A 19,754-nucleotide genomic window follows, 5' to 3' on the forward strand; every position below is an offset into this window, starting at 1 on the left:
GCCCAGGGCAGCACACTCCCCCGTGCGGCGGGATCCTCCGGCCGGAGGACCACCCGCTCAGAGCCGGGGGTCCACCGGTTCGGACTCCAGCGCGAGCACGCCGACGACGCACTCGTGGACCCGCCACAGCGGCTCCCCGCGCACGGCCCGCTCGAGCCCCTCCAGGCCCAGGGCGTGCTCGCGCAGCGCGAGGGACCGCTTGCGACCCAGGCTGCGCTGCCGCAACCGCTCCAGGTGCCGCGGTTCGGTGCAGTCGGGGCCGTAGACGAGCCGCAGGTACTCCGGGCCGCGGACCTTCAGGGCCGGCTGCACCATGCCCTTGCCGGTCCGCACCCGGTTCGCGAGCGGTTTGACGACCATGCCCTCCCCGCCGCCCGCGGTGAGGTCCTCCCACCAGGCCACCCCGGCCGCGCGGGACGCCTCGTCGGTGACGTCCACCCGCAGGCGGCGCGTGGGGGCGAACCGGCTCGAGGCGGCGACGAGGCGGTCGGCGATCCCGAGGTGCCAGTCGTGCGGGCGGTCGGCGAACGTCGCGCTGCTCGCGGCGGGGACCGCGAACGGCGCGAACCGGACACCGTCGAGACCGTCGGTGGGCCAGCAGTACCGCCGGTACGCCGCGGTGAACCGCTCGACGTTCTCGACGCGGGACCGCGTGCGGGACAGCAGGTCCGCGACGTCGAGACCCCGACCGGCGGCGCGTTCGAGGGCGTCGGCGGCCACCGGCAGGGCCGCCCGGCCCGCGGCCCCGACGGCGGCGAAGCGGCCGCGCAGGAGCTCGCGCGCCTTGGCGTCCCACGGCAGCAGTTCCCCGTCGAGCAGCACCCAGTCGCCGAGCTCGTCGAACACCCCGGCGGCCTCCAGCGCGCCGCGGACCTCCTGCACGAGGACGGCCGTCGTGGCCGGGTCGAAGAAGCTGCGGCCGGTCCGCGTCCACACGGCCCCCGAGGCACCGCCGGGCGCACCGAACCGCTCGCGCGCCACCCGCTCGTCGCGGCAGACGAGCGCGAGGGCCCGCGAGCCCATGTGCTTCTCCTCGCACAGCACGTCGGTGACACCGTCGGCGGCGTAGGCCGCGAACGCCTCGTCGGGGTGCTCCAGCACCCCCTGGCGGCGCGAGGTCGGGACGGGGGCCGTCGTCGGGGGCAGGAGCAGCAGCCAGCGCGGGTCGACGGCGAAGCGGGACACGACCTCCAGGGCCGCGGCCGCGTTCTCCTCGCGGACGGTGACCCGGCCGTGGTCGGCCGTCTCGACGACGCGCTTGCCGAGGACGTCGGTGACGTCGAGGACGTCGGGGTCGCGCACGGTCGCCCGCCCGGCGGTGGCCTGCTCGCCGGCCGTCGGGAAGGGGCGCGCGGGTTCGTGGTGCACGGCCCGCGCGGGGACGGCGACGAGCTCGCGCTCGGGGTAGCGCAACGCCGTGAGGTGCCCGCCGAACACGCAGCCGGTGTCGACGCAGATCGTCCCGTTCACCCACTCCGGCGTCGGGACGGGCGTGTGCCCGTAGACGACGGTGGCCGACCCCCGGTACTCCTGCGCCCACGGGTAGCGGACGGGCAGGCCGAACTCGTCGGTCTCCCCCGTCGTCTGCCCGTAGAGGCAGAACGCCCGCACGCGCCCCGAGGCGCGCCCCTGGTAGCGCTCCAGGACACCCGCGTGCGCGACGACGAGCCGGCCCCCGTCGAGGACGTAGTGCGAGACGAGGCCGTCGAGGAACCGCTCGACCTGAACGCGGAACTCCTCGGGTTCGGCGGCGAGCTGCGCGAGGGACTCCGCGAGCCCGTGGCTGACCTGGACCTTGCGTCCCCGCAGGGCTCGCAACAGCTTGTCCTCGTGGTTCCCGGGCACGGCGAGCGCGTGCCCGGCCGCGACCATCCCCATCACCAGACGCAGCACACCGGGGGTGTCGGGTCCGCGGTCGACGAGGTCGCCGACGAACACGGCCTTCCGGCCGGCCGGGGGCACGGCGTCGACGGCCCGGCCCTGCGCGTCGTGCCCGAGGTCGTAGCCGAGGGTCGTCAGCAGGTCCACGAGTTCCTCGCGGCAGCCGTGGACGTCGCCGACGACGTCGAACGGACCCGTCTCCTCGCTCAGGTCGGTGAACAGGCGGGTGCGCACGATCGTCGCGGCCTGCACCTCCTCGACCCCGCGCAGGACGTGGACGCCCCGGAAACCCTCGCGCTGCAGGCTCTTCAGCCCGCGCTCGAGGTCGGCTCGCTGGCGGCGCAGGACGTGCAACCCGAAGCTGCGGTCGGTGCGGGCCGCGTTCCGGGAGCGGCAGACGTCGAGCGGGACGTCGAGGACGACCGCGACGGGCAGGACGTCGTGCGCACGGGCCAGTTCGACGAGCGAACGACGGGCCGACGGCTGCACGTTCGTGGCGTCGACGACGGTGAGCCGGCCCGCGGCGAGCCGTTTGCCGGCGATGTACCCGAGCACGTCGAACGCGTCGGCCGTCGCCGACTGGTCGTTCTCGTCGTCGGCGACCAGGCCGCGGCAGACGTCGCTGGACAGCACCTCGGTGGGGGCGAAGTGGGTGCGCGCGAACGTCGACTTGCCCGACCCGCTCGTGCCGACGAGGACGACGAGGCTCGTCCGGGGGATCCGCAGCTCGCTCATGCCGACACCTCCGAGGACCGGGAGAACACGGCGAGCTGGGTGGGGGCCCCGGTCGCGGGGTCGGACTCGCCGACACCGAGGAAGCGGACGGTGTAGCCGTACCGCTGCCCGACGCGCCCGGCCCAGTCGGCGAACTGCGCCCGGGTCCACTCGAACCGGTGGTCGGGGTGGCGGAAACGGCCCGCCGGCAGGAAGGGGTAGTGCACGTTGAACTCCGCGTTCGGGGTGGTGACGAGGACGTGGGTGGGGGCGGCCTCGCCGAACACCACCCGTTCCAGGGCGGGCAGGCGCGGCGGGTCGACGTGTTCGACGACCTCCGTGAGGACGGCGGCGTCGTGACCGCGCAACCGGTCGTCGCGGTAGGTCAGGGAACTCTGGAACAGGGTCACCCGGTCGTCGTGCCGTTCGTCGAGGTGCAGGCGGCGGGCGGTCTGCTGCAGCGCCCGCACCGAGACGTCGGTGCCCGTGAGCGCCGTGAAGCGGGGGTCGCTCAGCAGGACCGCGAGCAGGTGGCCCTGTCCGCAGCCGAGGTCGGCGACGCGGGCGGCCCCGACCTCGCCCAGGACCTCGAGCACCGCCTCACGGCGCAGGACGGCCAGCGGGGTCCGAGGGGCGGGGACGTCGTTCCCGTCGTCGTTCCCGTCGTCGTTCCCGTCCAGGGGCGTCTCCGGTTCGGCGCCTTCGGCCTCGCGGAGCCGGTCGAGGGCGTCGTCGACGAGCGGGCGGGAGTGCCGCAGGTACCGGCGCGTCACGAGGTCGCGGTCGGGGTGCTCACCGAGCCAGGTCCCCCCGCGGCGCAGGAGCTTGTCGACCTCGGCCTGCCCGACCCAGTAGTGCTTGCCGTCGTCGAGGACGGGCAGCAGGACGTACAGCTGGGCGAGCGCGTCCGCGAGGCGGAACTCCCCGCGCAGCACGAGGTCGAGGTAGGGCGAGTCGCCCCACGCAGGCACGGTCTCGTCGAGCGGCAGCGCGGTCGCCTCGACGTCCCACCCCAGCGGCGTGAACAGCCGTCGCACGAGCTCCTCCCCGGTCGCCCCACGGTCCCCCACGCAGGGGACCGCGGGCAGCCGGACCGTCAGCGGCCAGCGCACGTCCACCAGGTCGGGCCGCGCCGTGCAGCGACCGGCCAGCGCGGTGGAGAACGCCCGACCCAGCGCGACGGCGAGCAGGCTGGAGGCGGCGTAGGGCCGGTCGTTGACGTGGTCGCCCGCGAGGGCACCCGACCCCGCCCGGGCCAGCGCCACCGGGTCGACGTCGAGCACGACCGCGACCTCGTGCTGCTCCGGCGTGCTCACCGGGGCCAGGACGTGGGTCGTCACCGCGCCGTGCTCGGCGACGTGGACGCGGTCGGGGTGCTTGTGCAGCAGGAACCCGAGGTCCCCCGCGGGGACCCCGGACGCCGGACGCCCGGCGGTCAGGGTGAGGATCACGCCCCAGCTGATCACGCCGCGCCCCCACGACGCAGGCGGTTTCCGGAGCGGGAGGGTGCGGGAACGACGAAGGCCCGGACCGTGTGGTCCGGGCCTTCGCCTTCTGAGTAGCGGGGACAGGATTTGAACCTGCGACCTCTGGGTTATGAGCCCAGCGAGCTACCGAGCTGCTCCACCCCGCGTCGATGAGTTGAACACTACGCGCCGGTCCACGGCGATGCAAATCGGCTGCTGCGCAACCCCTCCGCCTCTGCGCGGCCAGCGCCTGCGCGGTGTGGGTGGCCGCTCGCGCCCGGGGGGGCTCGTCGTCACGACGGGCTCGTAGGGCGAGCCGGATGCTGGAGCCAGCGCGCCAGCGCTGGACAACGAGCCCGAACCCGCGGGCACGGGCGACCGTCGGCGGGGGGCTCGTCGTCACGACGGGCTCGTAGGGCGAGCCGGATGCTGGAGCCAGCGCGCCAGCGCTGGACAACGAGTCAACGAGCCAGCGCTGGACGACGAGTCAACGAGCCAGCGCTGGACGACGAGGCCGATCGCGGCCGCATCCACCCCCGGGAACGACGAAGGCCCGGACCGTGTGGTCCGGGCCTTCGTCTCACCGAGTAGCGGGGACAGGATTTGAACCTGCGACCTCTGGGTTATGAGCCCAGCGAGCTACCGAGCTGCTCCACCCCGCGTCGTGTTCACCACCTTACGCGCCGGTGGACGGGAGACCAAATCGCGGTCTCCCGTCCCCCGTCCGTCAGGGTGTGGGCGTCCCGGTGGGGGTGTCCCCGCCGGTGGGCGGGGCGCTGCTGGCCGACGGGTTCGACGTCGAGGCGGGCGTCTGCCCCTCCTCGAGCCGGGCCTCCGCGCTGGTCGCGTTGTCGACGGCCGTGCGCAGGCGGGCCTGGGCCTCGCCGTACGCGGTGAAGTCACCACGCGACAACGCCGCCGAGGAGTCGTTGATGGCCCGCTTGGCCTCGGAGAGCGCCTGCTGCAGCTGCTGCTGCGGCGAACCGGACGGCGCCGCGGTCGCCCCGTCCGTGGGTGTGGCCGTGGCCGTGGGCGAGGCGCTCTGGGTCGGCGACTGCGTCGGGGTGCCCGACCCGTCCGTGGACCCGCCGCCGGCGTCGCCCGCGGTGGCCCCGGGGTCGCCGCCGAAGACGTCCTTGAGGGCGTCGTCGAGGGTGTTCGCGATGGCGATGTTGTCGCCGAACACCGCGACCACCCGGCTCAGGCGCGGGTAGGCGTTGTCGCCGGTGCTGCGCGCGTAGATGGGTTCGACGTACAGCATCCCGCCACCGACGGGCAGCGACAGGAGGTTGCCGTAGATGACCTCCGACCCCCCGCCGACGCTCAGCAGACGGACCTGCTCGGCGACTTCGGTGTCGGACCGGATGTTGTTCTGGATCTGCGCCGGCCCGTTGACGGTCGTCGACTGCGGCAGTTCCAGCAACCGGATCTTGCCGTAGTCGTCGCTGCGGCGACCCTTCTCGTCACCGGCGTCGGAGTCGACGGCCGCGAACCCGCGCAGCACCTGCGACCCCGACTGGTTCTGCGTCGAGGCGGGCACGTACGTCGTCGTGAGGCTGAACCGGGCGGCCTCCTGGTCGGGCATCCGCAACGAGAGGTAGTACGGCGGCTGCGCGGGCCGGGCGTCGTTCGGGCCCTCCGGAGCGGTCGGGTCCGCGGGGACGTTCCAGAAGTCCTGGCCGGTGAGGAACGAGGCCGGGTCGGTCACGTGGTAGCTGGAGAGGACCTCGCGCTGCACCTTGAACATGTCCTGCGGGTAGCGCAGGTGCGCCATGAGCGAGGAGTCGATGTCCGCGAGCGGCTTCACGGTGCCCGGGAACGCCTTCATCCAGGACTTCAGGACGGGGTCGGTCTCGTCCCACTCGTAGAGCGTCACCTTGCCGGAGTAGGCGTCGACCGTGGCCTTCACCGAGTTCCGCACGTAGTTCACGGTGCGGTCCTGCAGGGCCTGGACGCTGCCGCCCTGGGTCGTCGTGAGCCGGTCCGTCGTGGCCTCGCCGAGTTCGGTCTGCGCCGCGTACGGGAAGGACGAGGAGGTCGTGTACCCGTCGAGGATCCAGACGACACGGCCGTCGACGACGGAGGGGTAGGCGTCGCCGTCCATGGTCAGCCAGGGGGCGACCTTCTCCACGCGCTCGCGCGGCGTGCGGTCGTAGAGGATCTTGGAGTCCGGGTTCACCGACCCGGACAGCAGGAGGTTCTGGTCGCCGAACTTCAGCGCGTAGACGAGCTTCTCGAACACGTTGCCGACGGCCACCCCGCCGGACCCGTCGTACTGGGTCGTGGCGAACCCGCCGGGCGACTGGTCGGGGTAGTCGATCTCGCTGTCGCGGCCGCCGACGATCGAGTAGTCCGTCGTCCCCTCGCCGAAGTAGATCCGCGGCTGCTCGATGGGGATCTCTCCCGACGTCGGGACGTTCGACTCCAGGTAGCTCGGGCTGCCGTCGGGCGCCCGGGAGTTGCCCTGGGCGATGACGACGCCGTAGCCGTGGGTGTAGATCGTGTGCTCGTTGACCCACGTCCGCTGGTTCGGCGCCAGGCCGGCGAGGTTGAGCTCGCGGGCCGCCACGACGGTGTCCTGCTCGGTCTTGTTCGGCCCGGTCGGGTAGCGGTCGACGTCGAGCGTCTCGGGGAACTTGTAGTACCCGCGCTGGCCCTGCGTCTGCTGGAACGCGGCCCCGACGACGGCGGGGTCGAGCAGCCGGACGCTGGGGATGGTCTGGGCGTCCTCGCTCAACTGGCCGGGGTCGGCCGTGGTGTCCGCCTGGTACGGCTGCACGTCGACGTCGGACAGGTCGTACGCCGACCGCGTCGCGTCGATGTTCTTCTTGACAAACGGAGCTTCAAGAGCTTGGCGGTTCGGATTGACCTGGAACTTCTGCACGGCCCACGGGTAGATCCCGCCGATGGCGACGGCGCTCACGACGAGCAGACCTGTCCCGATCGCCGGCAACCGCCACGACATTCCGGCGGCCGCCGCGATGAACAGCAGCGCCACGACGACGGCGATGATCGCCAGGATCGCCTTGGACGGCAGGACCGCGTGGTCGATGGTGTACGTCGGGCCGACGACCCCGTTGACGTGGCCCGAGGGGTTGACGAGCGTCTCGTACCGGTCGAGCCAGTACCCGACGGCCCGCAGCAGCAGGAAGGCCGCCGCGAGGGAGGCGAGGTGGATGCGCGCCGCGCGCGTCGTCCGCTGCCCGCCGCCGGACAGGCGCAGCCCGCCGTACAGGTAGTGCGCGGCGAGCGCGGCGATGCCGCCGAGGACGACGGCCGCGGTGAGGAAGCTCACGAGGAAGCTCAGCCACGGCAGCGTGAAGACGTAGAACCCCTGGTCGATCCCGAACTGTGCGTCCTTCGTGCCGAAGCTCGTCCGGTTGATCCACAGCAGGACCGTGTCCCAGCGGGCCATCGCCACCGACCCGCCGAACAGCCCGGCCGCCAGCGACAGGGTGACGACGACGACGCGGCGCAGTGGTTCGAGGGACTCCCGGTAACGGTCCAGCCCCGCCTGCTCGGTCGACAACGGCGCGTAGACCGGCCGGCTGCGGTACCCGATGGTCAGCGAGACCCCGACGGCGGCGGCGAGCAGGCCACCGCCGACGACGAAGAGGCCGAGCTGCAGCCACAGCTTCGTCGTGAAGGTCGACAGGAAGCCCAGTTCGCCGAACCACCACACGTCGGCCGTGATGCGGGTGCCGACGACCACCGCGACGAGCAGCGCCACGAGGATGAGGACGGTGGGCAGGGCGGCGCCCCGGCGACGGCGCCGGAGCACCGGCCGGGACGGACGGCGTGGGGGAAAGCTCACGACCAGGCAACTTACAAGCCCCCGTCCGGGTGCCCCACGTCGAGCGCTCCCCGGCGATCGTGACCTGATCGTCACCTCCGACACCGGGTGCCGTCCTCAGAGCGGGAGCGGGGCCGGACGGGGAACCGGCCACCGATCGGTCCGTGGGACCATCGGGGCCGTGAGTTCCGACGTCAGCCCCCGCTCCGCCCCCTCCACCCCGCGCCCTTCCGGGCTGTGGCGGACGGTCGCCGAGATCGAGCGCTACGTGGCGGCGGACGGGTGGGGGGCGCCGCTGCGCCTCTTCGCCCTCGTGCGCACGGCCGACGCCCTCGACCGCGACCCGGGGCTGGCCCACCGCCTCCCCGCCCACGTCCTCGACGAGGCGCGCGCCGACGCCGACCACCTCACCTCCGTCGAGCAGGAGGGCGTGCCCACCGACGCCGACCTCGACGACCTGCTGGGTCAGCTGGCCTGGCCGGCCGGGGTCGACGGCGCCGCGCTCGTCGTCGAGAAGATCCTCGTGCCGCCGGACGCCGAGGCCGAGGTGCGCGCCGCCACCGCCGCCGACGACGAGGCCGGTCGCGCCCGCGCGCTGGCCGCCCACCCCCTCGCCGAGGACGTCCGGATCGCCGTCGGTGTCCTGCGCGACGGCCGCCACGAGTGCGCCGTGCGGTCCCGCTCGAAGGACTCCGACGGGGAGGTCCGGACCGGCGCCGACCTCGTCCCGGGTCTCGTGGGCGCGCTGCAGGCCACGCTCCAGGACTGAGACCGCCGGGTCGGCTGGCCGGCCCGGTCCCACAGCCGGCCCCACACCCGGCCCGAAGCCCGGTCCACCGTGGGTGCAGCCGTGGGACCGGCGCGGCGGTCGTGGGGGCGACGTCGGCGCCGTTCCCACACCCGGTCCGACGTGGGACCGGCCGTGGGACCGGCTGCGCCGAGGTCAGGGCCGGGTCAGCGGCACGGGGTCGAGCACGGGGTCAGGCACGAGGTCAGGGCACGAGGTCAGGGCGCGTCGCACGTCGCGAGCGTCGACCCCTTGCCCTGACCGATCGCCTCGACGGCGAGCCGCGCCTCGTGCAGCGTCGAGATCGGCACGACCGTGATCCCGTCCGGCGTCGCCCCGGCGACCTGGTCGCACTCGGCGCGGGGGGCGAGGAACCACCGTGCCCCCGCGTCGTGGGCGCCGATCACCTTCTGCCGCAGGCCACCGATCTGCTGCACGGTCCCGTCGGCGGCGATGGCGCCCGTCCCGGCGATGTGCTGACCGCCCGTCATGGCCCCCGGCGTGAGCTCGTCGACGATCGCGAGGGCGAACATCGTCCCGGCGCTCGGACCGCCGACGTCGTCGATGGCGATGTCGATGGTGAAGGGGAAGCGGTAGTCGACGTGCGGGGTGATCCCCAGCAGCGTCGCCCCGTTCGAGGCCACGGTCCGCGTCGTCACGGTCTGCGCCGCACCGCCCCGCGTGATGCCGAGGCGGACCTCCGCGCCGGCCGTCAGCGCCCGCACGTCGGCCTGCAGCGCCGGGAAGTCCGCAACGGTGCGGCCGTCAACGCTCGTGACGACGTCCCCGGGCCGCAGCACGTCCGCGGCCGGCACCCCCGCCGCGACCTCCTCGACCTGGGTCGTCACGGTGCTCGGCACGTCGATGCCGAGCTCGGTGAGCGCGGCCACCTTGGCGTTCGTCTGAGACCCCGTCATCTCCGCGGCCGACGCCACGTCGGCCTCCTTCTCGGACTGGTCCGGGGGGAAGTACAGCTCGCGCGGCACGACGTTGACGGACGGGTCGAGCCAGTCCAGCAGCGTCTCCCCCAGCCCCATCTCCAGGCCGGGGCCGCCGCGCAGGGACACCGTCGTCAGGTCCAGCTGACCGTTCGTCGGGTAGGTCTGCCGGCCGGAGACCTCCACGAGCCCCTTCTGCCCGGGCGAGCTGCCCAGCACGTCCGTCACCGGACCGGGGCTCAGCGCCACGTAGGGCGTGTGCACGATGCCGAAGACGGCGGCCAGGGCGACGACGACGAAGGCCGACAGCGACAGCAACGTGCTGCTCGCCCCCAGGGCGCCGGCGCGGCCCGCGGCCTCGGCGACCTCCTCGCTGGTGGGCGGGAGGTCGGGGGACGTCCCCGCGGGGTCTCCGGTGGCGTCCGGGGCGGGCTCGCTCGACACCCCGGCACTCTACGGTCGCGCCCTGCGAGGGGCCTGACCGTCCGCGGCACCCGCGCTGCGCGGGCCGTTCGCCCTCGGCGCAACGGCCCCACGGGCGGAACGGGCGCCACCCGCCACTCGTCGGGCCAGGGGCGGGAGGCCATGATGGAGCCGCAGGTCGACGAGCGGAGGACACGGTGGGCCAGCGAGACGACGTGACGCCGGGCGAGGAACCCGACGAGGGGCACGAGCGCCCCGAGGACGGGCAGGAGGGCTCCGGCGAGCGCGAGGAGCGCGGCGGCCAGCCCGGTTTCCGGCCCTCCGGCGCGCCCGGGAAGAAGCCCGAACCGCGCAGTGGGGACGCCGGCGGTCCGACCAACCCCCTCGAGGAGCTCCTCGGCCCCCTCTTCGGCGGGCAGTTCCCCGGCGGGCAATTCCCCGGCGGTCAGATCCCCGGGTTCCCCGGTGGCGCTCTGCCGCAGGGCATCCCGGGCTTCGGCGACGCCGGGTTCGACCCGGCGATGATGGGCCAGATCCTGGCCCAGCTGCAGAAGTTCCTGGCCAACCCCTCCGACGACCCGGTGAACTGGGAGGTCGCGCACGACCTCGCCCGGCAGGCCGCGGCCGCCAACGGCGACCCGACCCCGCACGCGGTGGACCGCCGCGAGGTCGACGACGCCCTGCACGTCGCGGACCTGTGGCTCGACGGGGTGACCGACCTCGCGCAGGCGGCGACGTCCCTGGAGGCGTGGAGCCGCGCCGAGTGGGTCGAGAAGACCATGCCCGTGTGGCGCCAGCTCGTGGAGCCGATCGCCGCCAACGTGGCCTCGGCGATGGGTGAGGCGATGGCCTCGCAGGCCCCGCCGGAGATGGCCGCGATGCTCGGTTCGGCCGGCGCCATGCTGCGCCAGGTGGGCGGCGGTGTGTTCGGCATGCAGGTCGGGCAGGCCATCGGCCAGCTGGCGGGCGAGGTGCTCTCGACGACCGACGTGGGGCTCCCCCTGTCCCCCACCGGACGTGCCGCCCTGCTGCCCGAGAACGTCCGGGCCTTCGCCGACGGCCTCGAGGTGCCGATCGACGAGGTGCGCCGCTACCTCGCCCTGCGCGAGGCCGCCCACCAGCGGCTCTTCGCCCACGTCCCGTGGCTGCGCTCGCACCTGCTCGGCTCCGTCGAGTCGTTCGCGCGCGGCATCTCCGTCGACACCGACCGGATCGCCGAGGCGGCCCGCCAGGTCGACCCGTCGAACCCGGAGTCGTTGCAGGAGGCCCTGCAGTCGGGGATCTTCGAACCGGAGAGCAGCCCGGAGCAGAAGGCCGCCCTGGCCCGCCTCGAGACGGCGCTCGCGCTCGTCGAGGGCTGGGTCGACCACGTCACCGACGAGGCGGCGAAGAACCTCCCGCACGCCAACGCGTTGCGCGAGACGATGCGCCGCCGTCGTGCGACGGGCGGGCCGGCCGAGCACGCGTTCGCCGTGCTCGTCGGGCTCGAACTGCGACCCCGCCGCGCGCGCGAGGCGAGCGCCCTGTGGGAGCAGCTGCTCGTCCGCGGCGGCCGCAGCGCGCGGGACGCGGTCTGGGACCACCCGGACCTGCTGCCCGTGGCCGAGGACCTCGACGACGCCGACGCCGCGACGCGGTTCGTCGACCGTCGGCTCGACGGGTCCGGCCCCCGCGACGGGGAGCAGGGCGAGGACGCGATGGACGCCGCCCTGCGCGAGCTGCTCGACGGTGACGGCGGCACGAGCGGGAACGGGGACGACGCTCCGAAGGAGTGAGGTCCCCGCGGTGAGTCCTGGTCCGGACCCGGTCAGCCCTGCAGGACGGGGTCCGGGTCCGGACTGCTCTGCAGCCCCAGGGGGTCCTGCAGCAACGGGGTGAGGGCGAGTTCGGCCGCCCCCAGGACGGTCGACCCCTCCCCCAGCGCCGAGGTGCGCACGTCGACCCCGGCCCGCATGGCGGGCATGACGAGCCGGTCGACCCACGGCATGACGTCGTCGCGGACCTCGGGCCACAGCCGGTGCCACAGCCCGTCGCCCAGGACGACGGCCTGCGGGTCGAACAGGTGCACGATGTTCGCCAGCCCGCGGGCGAAGGCCCGCGACAGCTTGTCGCGCGTGCGGCGCGAGACCACGCCACCGGTCGCCAGCCGGGCGAGGACGAGGTCGGCGACGTCGGGTGCGTCGGGGTCGAGGTCGAAGGGTTCGGCCCAGGCCGCGGCCAGCGTCTCGCTCTCCCAGCAGCCCCGGCTGCCGCAGCGGCAGGCCCGGCCGTCGGGGTCGACGCTGACGTGACCCACCTCCCCGGCGTACCCGCGGTGGCCCGTCAGCGGGTGCCCGCCGGTGAGCACCCCGCCCCCCAGACCGTAGGTGCCGCAGAGGTAGACGACGTCCGTCAGCCCCACGGCCGCGCCGCGACGGTGCTCGGCCATGAGACCGAGGTCGGCGTCGTTGGCGACGTCCACCCGCAGCCGCCGGCCCGTCGTGGCCTCGAGCTCGGCCGCGACGACCTCGGCGAAGGGGGCGTCGCTCCACTCCAGGTTCGGGGCGTGCGCGATGACGCCGTCGCGAGCGCGCACGAGACCGGGCACGGCGACACCGACCCCGGCGAGGAGTCCCGGCGGGGCGGCCGCGAGCAGGTCGCCGGCCGCCGAGGCCAGCAGCGCGGCCGCGCGCGCCGGGGTGGGGGGTGCCGACGTCGCGACGGTCCGGCGTCCGCGCACCGTGCCGCCCAGGCCGACGCGCACGACCTGGACGGCGTGCACGTCCACGTACCCGGCGAGGACCTCGGCACCGGCCGGGTGCGGCCGCACCTCCAGGGACGGGCGGCCGACCCGGCCGGGGGCGCCGTCGGAGGGGGCCTGCTCGACGAGCAGACCCGCCTCCACGAGCGCCCCGACGAGCGCGCCGATGGTCGAGCGGTTGAGCCCGAGCTCGCGCGTGACCTCGGCGCGGGTGACGCCCCCGCGGGCGTGGACGAGGCCCAGCAGCGTCGAGAGGTTGTGCCGTCGCACGTCCTCGGTGCCGCGACCGCGCACCCCTCCGACCGCCGGACCGTCCACGGGCGGGCTCAGACGGCCGAGGCGGCGCGACGACGGCGGGAGACGGCGTCGACCGTCGCGGCGAGGAGCAGGACCACACCGGTCACGAGGTAGTTCACGTACTGCGCCTGGCCGAGCAGGCCGAGACCGTTGGCGATCGCGGCGATGACCAGGCCGCCGATGACGGCGTTGGAGACGCGGCCCTTGCCACCGAAGAGGCTCGTGCCGCCGATGACGGCCGCGCCGACGCCGAGCAGCAGGGTGTTCGCCCCGCCGGACCCGGGGGCCACGGAGTTCAGCCGCGACGCGTCGATGACCCCGGACAACGCCGCGAGCGTCGAGCCGATCATGAAGACGGACATGCGGATGCCGCGGACGGAGATGCCGGCCCGGCGGGCCGCCTCCGGGTTCCCGCCGACCGCGTACACGTGCCGACCGTAGCGGGTGCGGCCCAGCACGAGGGTCAGCAGGACGAGCAGCACCGCGATGAGGGGCACGGAGTACGGGATGCCCGCGAGGTGGATGCTCGCGACCCGCGCACGGTTCTGGCTGAGCACGGCCGTCACGACGACGAGCACGGCCAGCACGACGACGAGCCGCGCCACGACGACGCCGAGGTTCTCCCGGGACAGGCCGCGACGGCGCTGCCCCGCCCACCGGCCCAGGCTCACCAGGGCGTACCCCAGACCGGCGACGGCCGTGAGGACCCAGCCGAGCCCCACGGGCACGTTGGAGTTCGCGATGGCGACGACGACCTCGTCCCGCACGGCGATCGTGCCGCCCTCCCCGATGAGCCGCAGGGTGATGCCCTGCACGCCCAGGAAGAACGCCAGGGTGACGACGAAGCTCGGGATCCCGACGCGGGCGACGAGCAGGCCGATGAGGGTTCCGAGCACGAGGCCCGTGGCCAGCGCGGCGAGCAGCCCGACGACCCAGTTCACGCCGCCGGAGCGCAGGACCAGGGCCATGACGGCCGCCGACGCACCCCCGGCGACCCCGGCGGACAGGTCGATGTCGCCCAGGAGCAGGACGAACGTCAGACCCATCGCCAGGACGATGATCGAGGACGCCTGGACGAGCAGGTTGGCGATGTTCCCCGGCGTCGGAAACGTGTCCGGGCGAAGGGCGGAGAAGAGGACGAACAGGACGACGAGCCCCGCGACGGCGGGCAGCGACCCGATGTCGCCGCCGCGCAACCGGGCCACCCAGGCCGCGATCCCCTCGCGGAAGGTGGGTTCGGCCGCGGGCTGGGCCAGCGCGCTCGCGCCGCCGGCCGTGGCGCGGGCGAGCTGGGCGATGCGCTGCTGCTCGGTGAACGGAGCCTCGTCGGGGTTTCCCGGCGCGCTCGGCTGGGCGGTTCCCTCCGGCCCCTGGGGCGGGAGGTGTCCGGTGGTCGACATGGGTCTCCTCAGACCGGGGCGGAGGCGGTGGCGGGCGCGAGACCGAGGTCCCCGGATCGGCCCGTGGTGATGAGTTCGACGACCTGGCTGCTCGTCACGTCGCGCGTGCGCACGGTCGCGGCGGCGCGGCCCAGGTAGAGCGCCGTGATCTGATCGGCGACCTCGAAGACGTCGCTGAGGTTGTGGGAGATGAGCACGACGCCGAGGCCGTTGTCCGCGAGGCGTCGCACGAGGTCCAGGACCTGGCGGGTCTGGGCGACCCCGAGCGCCGCCGTGGGTTCGTCGAGCAGGACGACGCGGGAGTTCCACAGCACGGCCTTGGCGATGGCGACGGTCTGCCGCTGGCCGCCCGAGAGGCTGGAGACCAGTTGCCGCACCGAACGGACGGTGCGGACGGACAGGCTCGCCAACGTCTGGCGGGCGAGTTCCTCCATGGCCGGTTCGTCGAGCAGCGGACCGCGCACCTTCTCGCGGCCGAGGAACATGTTCTGGACGATGTCGAGGTTGTCGCACAGCGCGAGGTCCTGGTAGACGACCTCGATGCCGAGGTCCGCGGTGTCCCGGGGACCGGTGACGTTGACGGGGCGACCCTCGAACAGGTACTCCCCCGCGTCCGTCGTGTAGATGCCCGCGATGCACTTGACGAGGGTCGACTTGCCGGCGCCGTTGTCGCCGACGAGGGCGGTCACCTCCCCCGCGCGGACGTCGAGGTCGACGCCGTGCAGGACCTGGACCGCACCGAAGCTCTTGTCGATGCCGCGCAACGACAGCAGCGGGGAGTTCTCGGTGGTGGAACTCATGGGCCCCTCCTTCGGGAGCACGGTCCGCCCACCGGGCCGCACGGGCCCGGTGGGTGGACGGTCGGACGGTCCGGTCAGGAGATGCCGAGTTCGGTGCAGTCGGCGGCGAAGTCACCGGTGCACAGGTCCGACGCCTTGACGAAACCGGCGTCGACGACGGACTTCACCTTGTCGCGGGTGATGAGCTGCGGGTCGAGCAGGATCGCCTTGACCTCGCGCTTGCCCGTGGTGTCCTGGACGGTTCCGGTGGTCGTGGGGGTCTTCCCCTTGATGAGCGCGATGGCGATGTCCGACAACGCCTTCGCCTCCTGGTCGACGGGCTTGTAGACCGTCATGCACTGGGACTTGTCGAGGATGTTCTGCAGCCCCTGGGTCGTCGCGTCCTGACCGGTGACGGCGACCTTCCCGGCGAGCCCGTTCTTGGCCAGGATCGAGATGGCGGCGTTGCCGAGACCGTCGTTGGCGGCCAGGACACCGTCGATCTTCCCGCCCTGCTGGGTGAACATCTGCTCGAAGATCGTGGCGGCCTGCTGGTTGTCCCAGTCCGGCACGGCCTGCTCGGCGACGACCTTGTAGTTCGTCATCGGGTCAAGGACGCTGTGCGCGCCCTTGGAGAACTGCGTGGCGTTGTTGTCCGTCGGCGAACCGTTGAGGTAGACGATGTTCTTGTCACCGGCGCCCAGGCACTGGGCCAGGCCCTGACCCTGTTCCTGGCCGACCTTGGTGTTGTCGAAGGAGACGTAGTAGTCGGCCGAACCGCCCAGCGTCAGGCGGTCGTAGTCGATCGTCTGCACGCCCTGCTTCTTGGCCTTGGCCTCGATGGCCGCACCGGAGTCGGAGTCGAGGTTGACGATGGCGAGGACCTTCACGCCCTCGGTGAGCATCTGGTCGGCGATGGTCTGCATGTTCGACGCGTCGCCCTGCGCGTTCTGGATGTCGGCCTTCACGCCGGCCGCCTCGAACGCCTTCTGCAGCATCGGCCGGTCGAACGACTCCCACCGGGCCGAGGACTTCGTGTCGGGCAGGATCACGCCGACCTCGGCCGCGGACGAACCCCCACCACCGGAGGCGGAACTGGAGGACCCCGCGTCGCTGCTTCCGCAGGCCGACACGAGGAGGACGCCGGCGACCGCGGTCGCGAGCAGGACGGAGGATCGAGTGCGCATGGATGCCCCTTCGCATCTTCCTCTCCCGGCGGTCGTCGCCGGAAGTAAGTTGTGGCCCGCAACATACGCCTGTCGAGCCCGGCCCCGGCGGTTTCGTGACCCTCTTGTGACCTGAGGACACCGGTCCGGGGGAACGCGGGAGTGCGGCAGCGACGGTCCGGGTCCGGACCGCCGCGCGTGCGGTGCTGGGGTGGGGTTCCCTCGTCAGCCGGTCGTCGGCAGGACGTCGCCCTCGCCGCTGTCCGCGTCGACACCGGTCCCGTCGAGGTCCGTGTCGTCGAGGTCCGTGTCGTCGAGGTCCGTGTCGTCGAGGTCTGTGTCGTCGTCCCGGTCGTGGTGCCCCGGACCCTCGTGGCCGGTGGCGTGGTCGACCCCGGCGAGGAAACCGCGGGCCCGCTCGGTGCGCGGGTAGGACTCGAGCAACCCCCAGAACTGCCGGGAGTGCGTCGGGACGAGGAGGTGGGCGAGCTCGTGCAGGAGCACGTAGTCCAGGACCCAGCTCGGCATCCCCTGCAGCCGGCTCGACAGCCGGATGCTGGCGTCGGCGGGCGTGCAGGACCCCCAGCGGTGGTGCTGGTTGTCGACCCACGTCACCGACTGCGGACGGGCCAGGCCGTCCAGGTGCCGGCGCGAGAGCTCGCGAGCCCGGTCGAGCAGGTCCCCGTCGAGGGGGTTGCGGCGCCGGTCCGCGGCCTCGAGCCGGGTGACCATCCGCTCGACCCACTCGCGCTCCTCGACGGAGCTGAAGCGGGCCGGGATGAGGACGACCGTGCGGTCGCCGTCGCGGTAGGCCGAGACGGTGCGGGTGCGGCGCCGGCTGCGGCGGACGTCCACGTCGCGCAGGTCCACGACCGGGTGGTCCCGCCCGACGTCACGACCCCCGTCGTAGCTCTGGCGCCGGTCCTCGTCCCGGTCGTGGCCGGACCCGAAGACAGCACGGGAGTCCTCGACCACGGACCCGTCCACGTCGGTGGACACCGCGCCGAGGACCGCTGCACCCTCCTGGTGAGCCCTCACCTCCGGCAGGCTACCCTGCGCACCCTCGCACGGGCCCTGCGTGATCACCGGGACACGCGTCGTGTCCACCGGGGCCCGGCGGCCGCGGTTCGGGCGCGCCGACGCGCCCCGTGGCCCCGCACGGGGCACCATGCCGACAGCAGCACGGCCCACCACCGTGGACCGGCCGTCCCCGGACCGACCGTCCGGGACCGACACAGAGGAGTGCACATGGCCGACACCTGGAGCGGCGAGTTCTACTGCGTCAAGTGCAAGGAGAAGCGCGAGGCGGAGGGGCAGGTCGTCGAGACGAACGGCCGACGGATGGCCAAGGGGAAGTGCCCCGTCTGCGGGACGAACCTCAACCGCATCCTCGGCAAGGCCAGCTGACCCCTCCCCCGCGGCCGTGACCGACCCGGTCCGGCCGCGGGGTCGCGTCCGGTGACCTGTGGACGAGCGGCGCGACCGGTCGGCGGACTGCGGCACAGTGGCCGCGTGCCCGCCAGCGAACCACCCCGGCCCCTCGTCCCGGGGGTGCCCGTGGTGACCCGCCCCGACGGGCTCGTGCAGGTCGGCGCCTCCCCGCGCACCGCGGTGCTGCTGCCCCCTCCTGCCGGGCGGCGCCCGGCGGAGCCGCGGCCCGGGGACCGCACGGACGAGGCCCTGGCGTGGGCCGCCTACGATCCGGCGGGACCGTCGCCGGCGGTGCGGATCCGCCGGCGCGAGAGCGCGGCGGTGGCGCTCGCGGGGTCCCCGGCGACCGTCGAGGCGCTGGTGCCGGTGCTGGCGGCCGCCGGCGTGGGACGGCTCGCGTGCGACCGGCCGGTGCCGGGCACGACGACCTCGCACCGGCCCGCCGACCTCCTGGTCCTCGTCGCCGACCACGCCGCGGACCCCGTCGCCGCCGACGGGGTGCAGGCCGACGGCGTCCCGCACCTGTCCGTCGTCGTGCGGGACACCGACGCGCTCGTCGGTCCCCTCGTGCTGCCCGGGCGCTCCGCCTGCCTGCGGTGCCTGGACCGGTGGCGCACCGACGCCGACCCCGCCTGGCCGGACGTGCGCACGGGACTGGTGGGCGCCCCGCCCCGGCCGACCGACGCCGCCACCGCGCAGGTCCTGGCGGGGCTGGTGGCCCTGCAGGTCCTCGCGCACCTCGACGGCGGCCGGGCGGCCAGCGTCGGGGCGACGCTGGAGGTGCTGCTGCCCGAAGGCCGGGTGCGGTACCGCTGGTGGCGGCCGCACCCGGCCTGCGGGTGCGTCGACCTGCCCGTCCCCTGAGGGCGGCGGTCGATCGCGGACGGACTCAGACCGCGAGCAGTTCGCGGTCCTCGGTGGTGGTGCTCTCCGCCAGCTCGGCCGCGCGGTCGGCGCGGACCGCGAGGACGAGCGCCCGGCGGGCGGCGACCTCGGCCCGCCGGCGGGCCCGCAGGGCGCGGGCCGTCCGGATGCGGGCGGCGTCGCGGTGGGCCTGGGCCAACCGCTCTCGGAGGAGGTGTTCCTCGACGTACGACATGGTGACTCCTGGTGGTCTCACGGGGTGGTCCCGTCCGCTCAGGCGGCGACGGGGTGCTTGCGGGGGCGACCGCGCGGGCGCTTGCGGGGCACGACGACCCCGGCGAGCACGAGCTGCCCACCCCAGACGCCCCAGGGTTCGGCGCGCTCGAGAGCGCCTGCGAGACAGGCGTTCACGAGCGGGCACTCCTGGCACAGCGACTTGGCGAGTTCGACGTCGTCGGGCTTCTCGGCGAACCAGAGTTCGGAGTCGAAACGACGGCAGGGCAGCGGGTCCGGCGTGTGGCGGCGGGTCACGCCGCTCACCTCCCTCTCTCGTCCGGTGTTTCCGGTGGTGCGTTCGGTGCGGGTGATCGGTCGGGTCCGGCGGGTCGTGGGCTGGGTGTTCAACTGTTTCTCCGGCGGTGTGGTTCGGCGTCGAAGAGCCCACGAACGCAAAATGGCCGCGGACCCGAGGTGTCGGGATCCGCGGCCTGGAGGCTGCCGGTCAGGAACTAGACCGGTGGACTCGAGGTCGAGGGTCCCGCAGACGGGAAGGAGGAGGCGCCGTAGGCACCCGTGTCGCCCAGGGCGTTGCCCAGGACGTCGTCGCGCAGCCGCCCAGCGGTGGCCGGGAGCAGGCGCACTCCACCCTTGGTCGTGACCAAGGTGGAGGCGTGGCTGCGCTCCCAGGGGGAGCAGGCGAGCGCCGGGGTGGAGACGCGGACGGGCAGGGCGACGGGGGCGGCGATCGGCGAGATCTGCATCGTCGCGATCTGCGTGGTGGTGGTGGTGGTGTCCATCGGTCCGCCCCCCTCTCGTGCTCGTCCGCGCGGGCCCGGTGGCCGCGCTGTGGTGATCC

General features: G+C 73.9%; 16 protein-coding genes and 2 tRNA genes. 4 read left to right on the forward strand and 14 right to left on the reverse strand.

The genetic code is table 11. The features are described from left to right. Positions 1 to 57: 57 nt before the first annotated feature. From AB0637_RS01785 to AB0637_RS01805, 5 genes are all read right to left on the reverse strand, one after another. Positions 58 to 2,616 (reverse strand): polynucleotide kinase-phosphatase, encoded by a 2,559-nt coding sequence (locus tag AB0637_RS01785; RefSeq protein ID WP_366169418.1) that lies wholly within the window; start codon positions 2,614 to 2,616, stop codon positions 58 to 60. Then, positions 2,613 to 4,046, reverse strand: coding sequence for a 3' terminal RNA ribose 2'-O-methyltransferase Hen1 (locus AB0637_RS01790; protein ID WP_366169419.1), 1,434 nt, complete (start codon positions 4,044 to 4,046; stop codon positions 2,613 to 2,615). Before AB0637_RS01790 ends, AB0637_RS01785 begins: the two co-directional genes overlap by 4 nt. 108 nt (positions 4,047 to 4,154) lie before the next feature. Further along, positions 4,155 to 4,228: transfer RNA gene (locus tag AB0637_RS01795), tRNA-Met, on the reverse strand. Positions 4,229 to 4,649: 421 nt separating this feature from the next. After that, positions 4,650 to 4,723, reverse strand: a tRNA-Met gene (locus tag AB0637_RS01800). 65 nt (positions 4,724 to 4,788) lie between these two features. After that, positions 4,789 to 7,875 (reverse strand): UPF0182 family protein, encoded by a 3,087-nt coding sequence (locus AB0637_RS01805; RefSeq protein ID WP_366169420.1) that lies wholly within the window; start codon positions 7,873 to 7,875, stop codon positions 4,789 to 4,791. 160 nt (positions 7,876 to 8,035) lie between these two features. On the opposite strand from AB0637_RS01805, the gene AB0637_RS01810 reads away from it, so the two are divergent. Next, positions 8,036 to 8,623 carry a PPA1309 family protein gene (locus tag AB0637_RS01810; protein ID WP_366169421.1) on the forward strand — a complete coding sequence of 196 codons (588 nt, stop codon included), beginning with the start codon at positions 8,036 to 8,038 and terminating at the stop codon, positions 8,621 to 8,623. A gap of 236 nt (positions 8,624 to 8,859) precedes the next feature. Here the strand turns inward: AB0637_RS01810 and AB0637_RS01815 are convergent, their stop codons facing one another. Further along, positions 8,860 to 10,023: a PDZ domain-containing protein gene (locus tag AB0637_RS01815; protein WP_366169422.1), complete on the reverse strand. Its 1,164-nt coding sequence runs from the start codon at positions 10,021 to 10,023 to the stop codon at positions 8,860 to 8,862. 176 nt (positions 10,024 to 10,199) lie between these two features. Here AB0637_RS01815 and AB0637_RS01820 point away from each other — a divergent pair, with 176 nt between their 5' ends. Continuing rightward, positions 10,200 to 11,777, forward strand: a complete 1,578-nt coding sequence (locus AB0637_RS01820) for a zinc-dependent metalloprotease (RefSeq protein ID WP_366169424.1) — start codon at positions 10,200 to 10,202, stop codon at positions 11,775 to 11,777. Positions 11,778 to 11,809: 32 nt separating this feature from the next. Here the strand turns inward: AB0637_RS01820 and AB0637_RS01825 are convergent, their stop codons facing one another. The 5 genes from AB0637_RS01825 to AB0637_RS01845 all read right to left on the reverse strand — a co-directional run bounded on the left by AB0637_RS01825 (position 11,810) and on the right by AB0637_RS01845 (position 17,239). After that, positions 11,810 to 13,036 (reverse strand): ROK family transcriptional regulator, encoded by a 1,227-nt coding sequence (locus AB0637_RS01825; protein ID WP_366169425.1) that lies wholly within the window; start codon positions 13,034 to 13,036, stop codon positions 11,810 to 11,812. 32 nt (positions 13,037 to 13,068) lie between these two features. Then, positions 13,069 to 14,439 (reverse strand): ABC transporter permease, encoded by a 1,371-nt coding sequence (locus AB0637_RS01830; RefSeq protein WP_366169426.1) that lies wholly within the window; start codon positions 14,437 to 14,439, stop codon positions 13,069 to 13,071. Positions 14,440 to 14,447: 8 nt separating this feature from the next. Further along, positions 14,448 to 15,239 (reverse strand): ATP-binding cassette domain-containing protein, encoded by a 792-nt coding sequence (locus AB0637_RS01835; protein ID WP_366169427.1) that lies wholly within the window; start codon positions 15,237 to 15,239, stop codon positions 14,448 to 14,450. Between the two features lie 74 nt (positions 15,240 to 15,313). Further along, the gene (locus AB0637_RS01840; RefSeq protein ID WP_366169428.1) at positions 15,314 to 16,405 is read right to left on the reverse strand and encodes a substrate-binding domain-containing protein; all 1,092 of its coding nucleotides are present in this window, start codon (positions 16,403 to 16,405) and stop codon (positions 15,314 to 15,316) included. Positions 16,406 to 16,609: 204 nt separating this feature from the next. Beyond that, positions 16,610 to 17,239: a M48 family metallopeptidase gene (locus AB0637_RS01845; protein WP_366169485.1), complete on the reverse strand. Its 630-nt coding sequence runs from the start codon at positions 17,237 to 17,239 to the stop codon at positions 16,610 to 16,612. Positions 17,240 to 17,632: 393 nt separating this feature from the next. Between AB0637_RS01845 and AB0637_RS01850 the strand changes: the two genes are divergently transcribed. Both AB0637_RS01850 and AB0637_RS01855 read left to right on the forward strand, forming a co-directional pair. Beyond that, positions 17,633 to 17,791, forward strand: coding sequence for a DUF5679 domain-containing protein (locus tag AB0637_RS01850; protein ID WP_366169429.1), 159 nt, complete (start codon positions 17,633 to 17,635; stop codon positions 17,789 to 17,791). 105 nt (positions 17,792 to 17,896) lie between these two features. Beyond that, entirely contained in the window at positions 17,897 to 18,679 is a 783-nt protein-coding gene (locus AB0637_RS01855; RefSeq protein ID WP_366169430.1) for a hypothetical protein, read from the forward strand. A gap of 25 nt (positions 18,680 to 18,704) precedes the next feature. On the opposite strand, the gene AB0637_RS01860 is transcribed toward AB0637_RS01855, so the two are convergent. The 3 genes from AB0637_RS01860 to AB0637_RS01870 all read right to left on the reverse strand — a co-directional run bounded on the left by AB0637_RS01860 (position 18,705) and on the right by AB0637_RS01870 (position 19,695). Then, complete coding sequence (locus AB0637_RS01860; protein WP_366169431.1) at positions 18,705 to 18,914, reverse strand: hypothetical protein; 210 nt, start codon at positions 18,912 to 18,914, stop codon at positions 18,705 to 18,707. Between the two features lie 38 nt (positions 18,915 to 18,952). Continuing rightward, positions 18,953 to 19,219: a WhiB family transcriptional regulator gene (locus AB0637_RS01865; RefSeq protein ID WP_366169432.1), complete on the reverse strand. Its 267-nt coding sequence runs from the start codon at positions 19,217 to 19,219 to the stop codon at positions 18,953 to 18,955. A 188-nt stretch (positions 19,220 to 19,407) separates the two neighbouring features. Continuing rightward, positions 19,408 to 19,695: a hypothetical protein gene (locus tag AB0637_RS01870; RefSeq protein ID WP_366169433.1), complete on the reverse strand. Its 288-nt coding sequence runs from the start codon at positions 19,693 to 19,695 to the stop codon at positions 19,408 to 19,410. Positions 19,696 to 19,754: the final 59 nt, after the last annotated feature.

The sequence above is a fragment of the Kineococcus sp. NPDC059986 genome (assembly GCF_040702905.1).
In the GTDB taxonomy this organism is placed as follows: Bacteria; Actinomycetota; Actinomycetes; order Actinomycetales; family Kineococcaceae; genus Kineococcus.

What these genes read in the sequence shown, in the direction of transcription:
- AB0637_RS01840 (WP_366169428.1), bottom strand. Translation starts at nt 16,405, where the DNA reads ATGCGCACTCGATCCTCCGTCCTGCTCGCGACCGCGGTCGCCGGCGTC.
- AB0637_RS01860 (WP_366169431.1), bottom strand. Translation starts at nt 18,914, where the DNA reads ATGTCGTACGTCGAGGAACACCTCCTCCGAGAGCGGTTGGCCCAGGCC.
- AB0637_RS01850 (WP_366169429.1), top strand. Translation starts at nt 17,633, where the DNA reads ATGGCCGACACCTGGAGCGGCGAGTTCTACTGCGTCAAGTGCAAGGAG.
- AB0637_RS01835 (WP_366169427.1), bottom strand. Translation starts at nt 15,239, where the DNA reads ATGAGTTCCACCACCGAGAACTCCCCGCTGCTGTCGTTGCGCGGCATC.
- AB0637_RS01870 (WP_366169433.1), bottom strand. Translation starts at nt 19,695, where the DNA reads ATGGACACCACCACCACCACCACGCAGATCGCGACGATGCAGATCTCG.
- AB0637_RS01785 (WP_366169418.1), bottom strand. Translation starts at nt 2,616, where the DNA reads ATGAGCGAGCTGCGGATCCCCCGGACGAGCCTCGTCGTCCTCGTCGGC.
- AB0637_RS01830 (WP_366169426.1), bottom strand. Translation starts at nt 14,439, where the DNA reads ATGTCGACCACCGGACACCTCCCGCCCCAGGGGCCGGAGGGAACCGCC.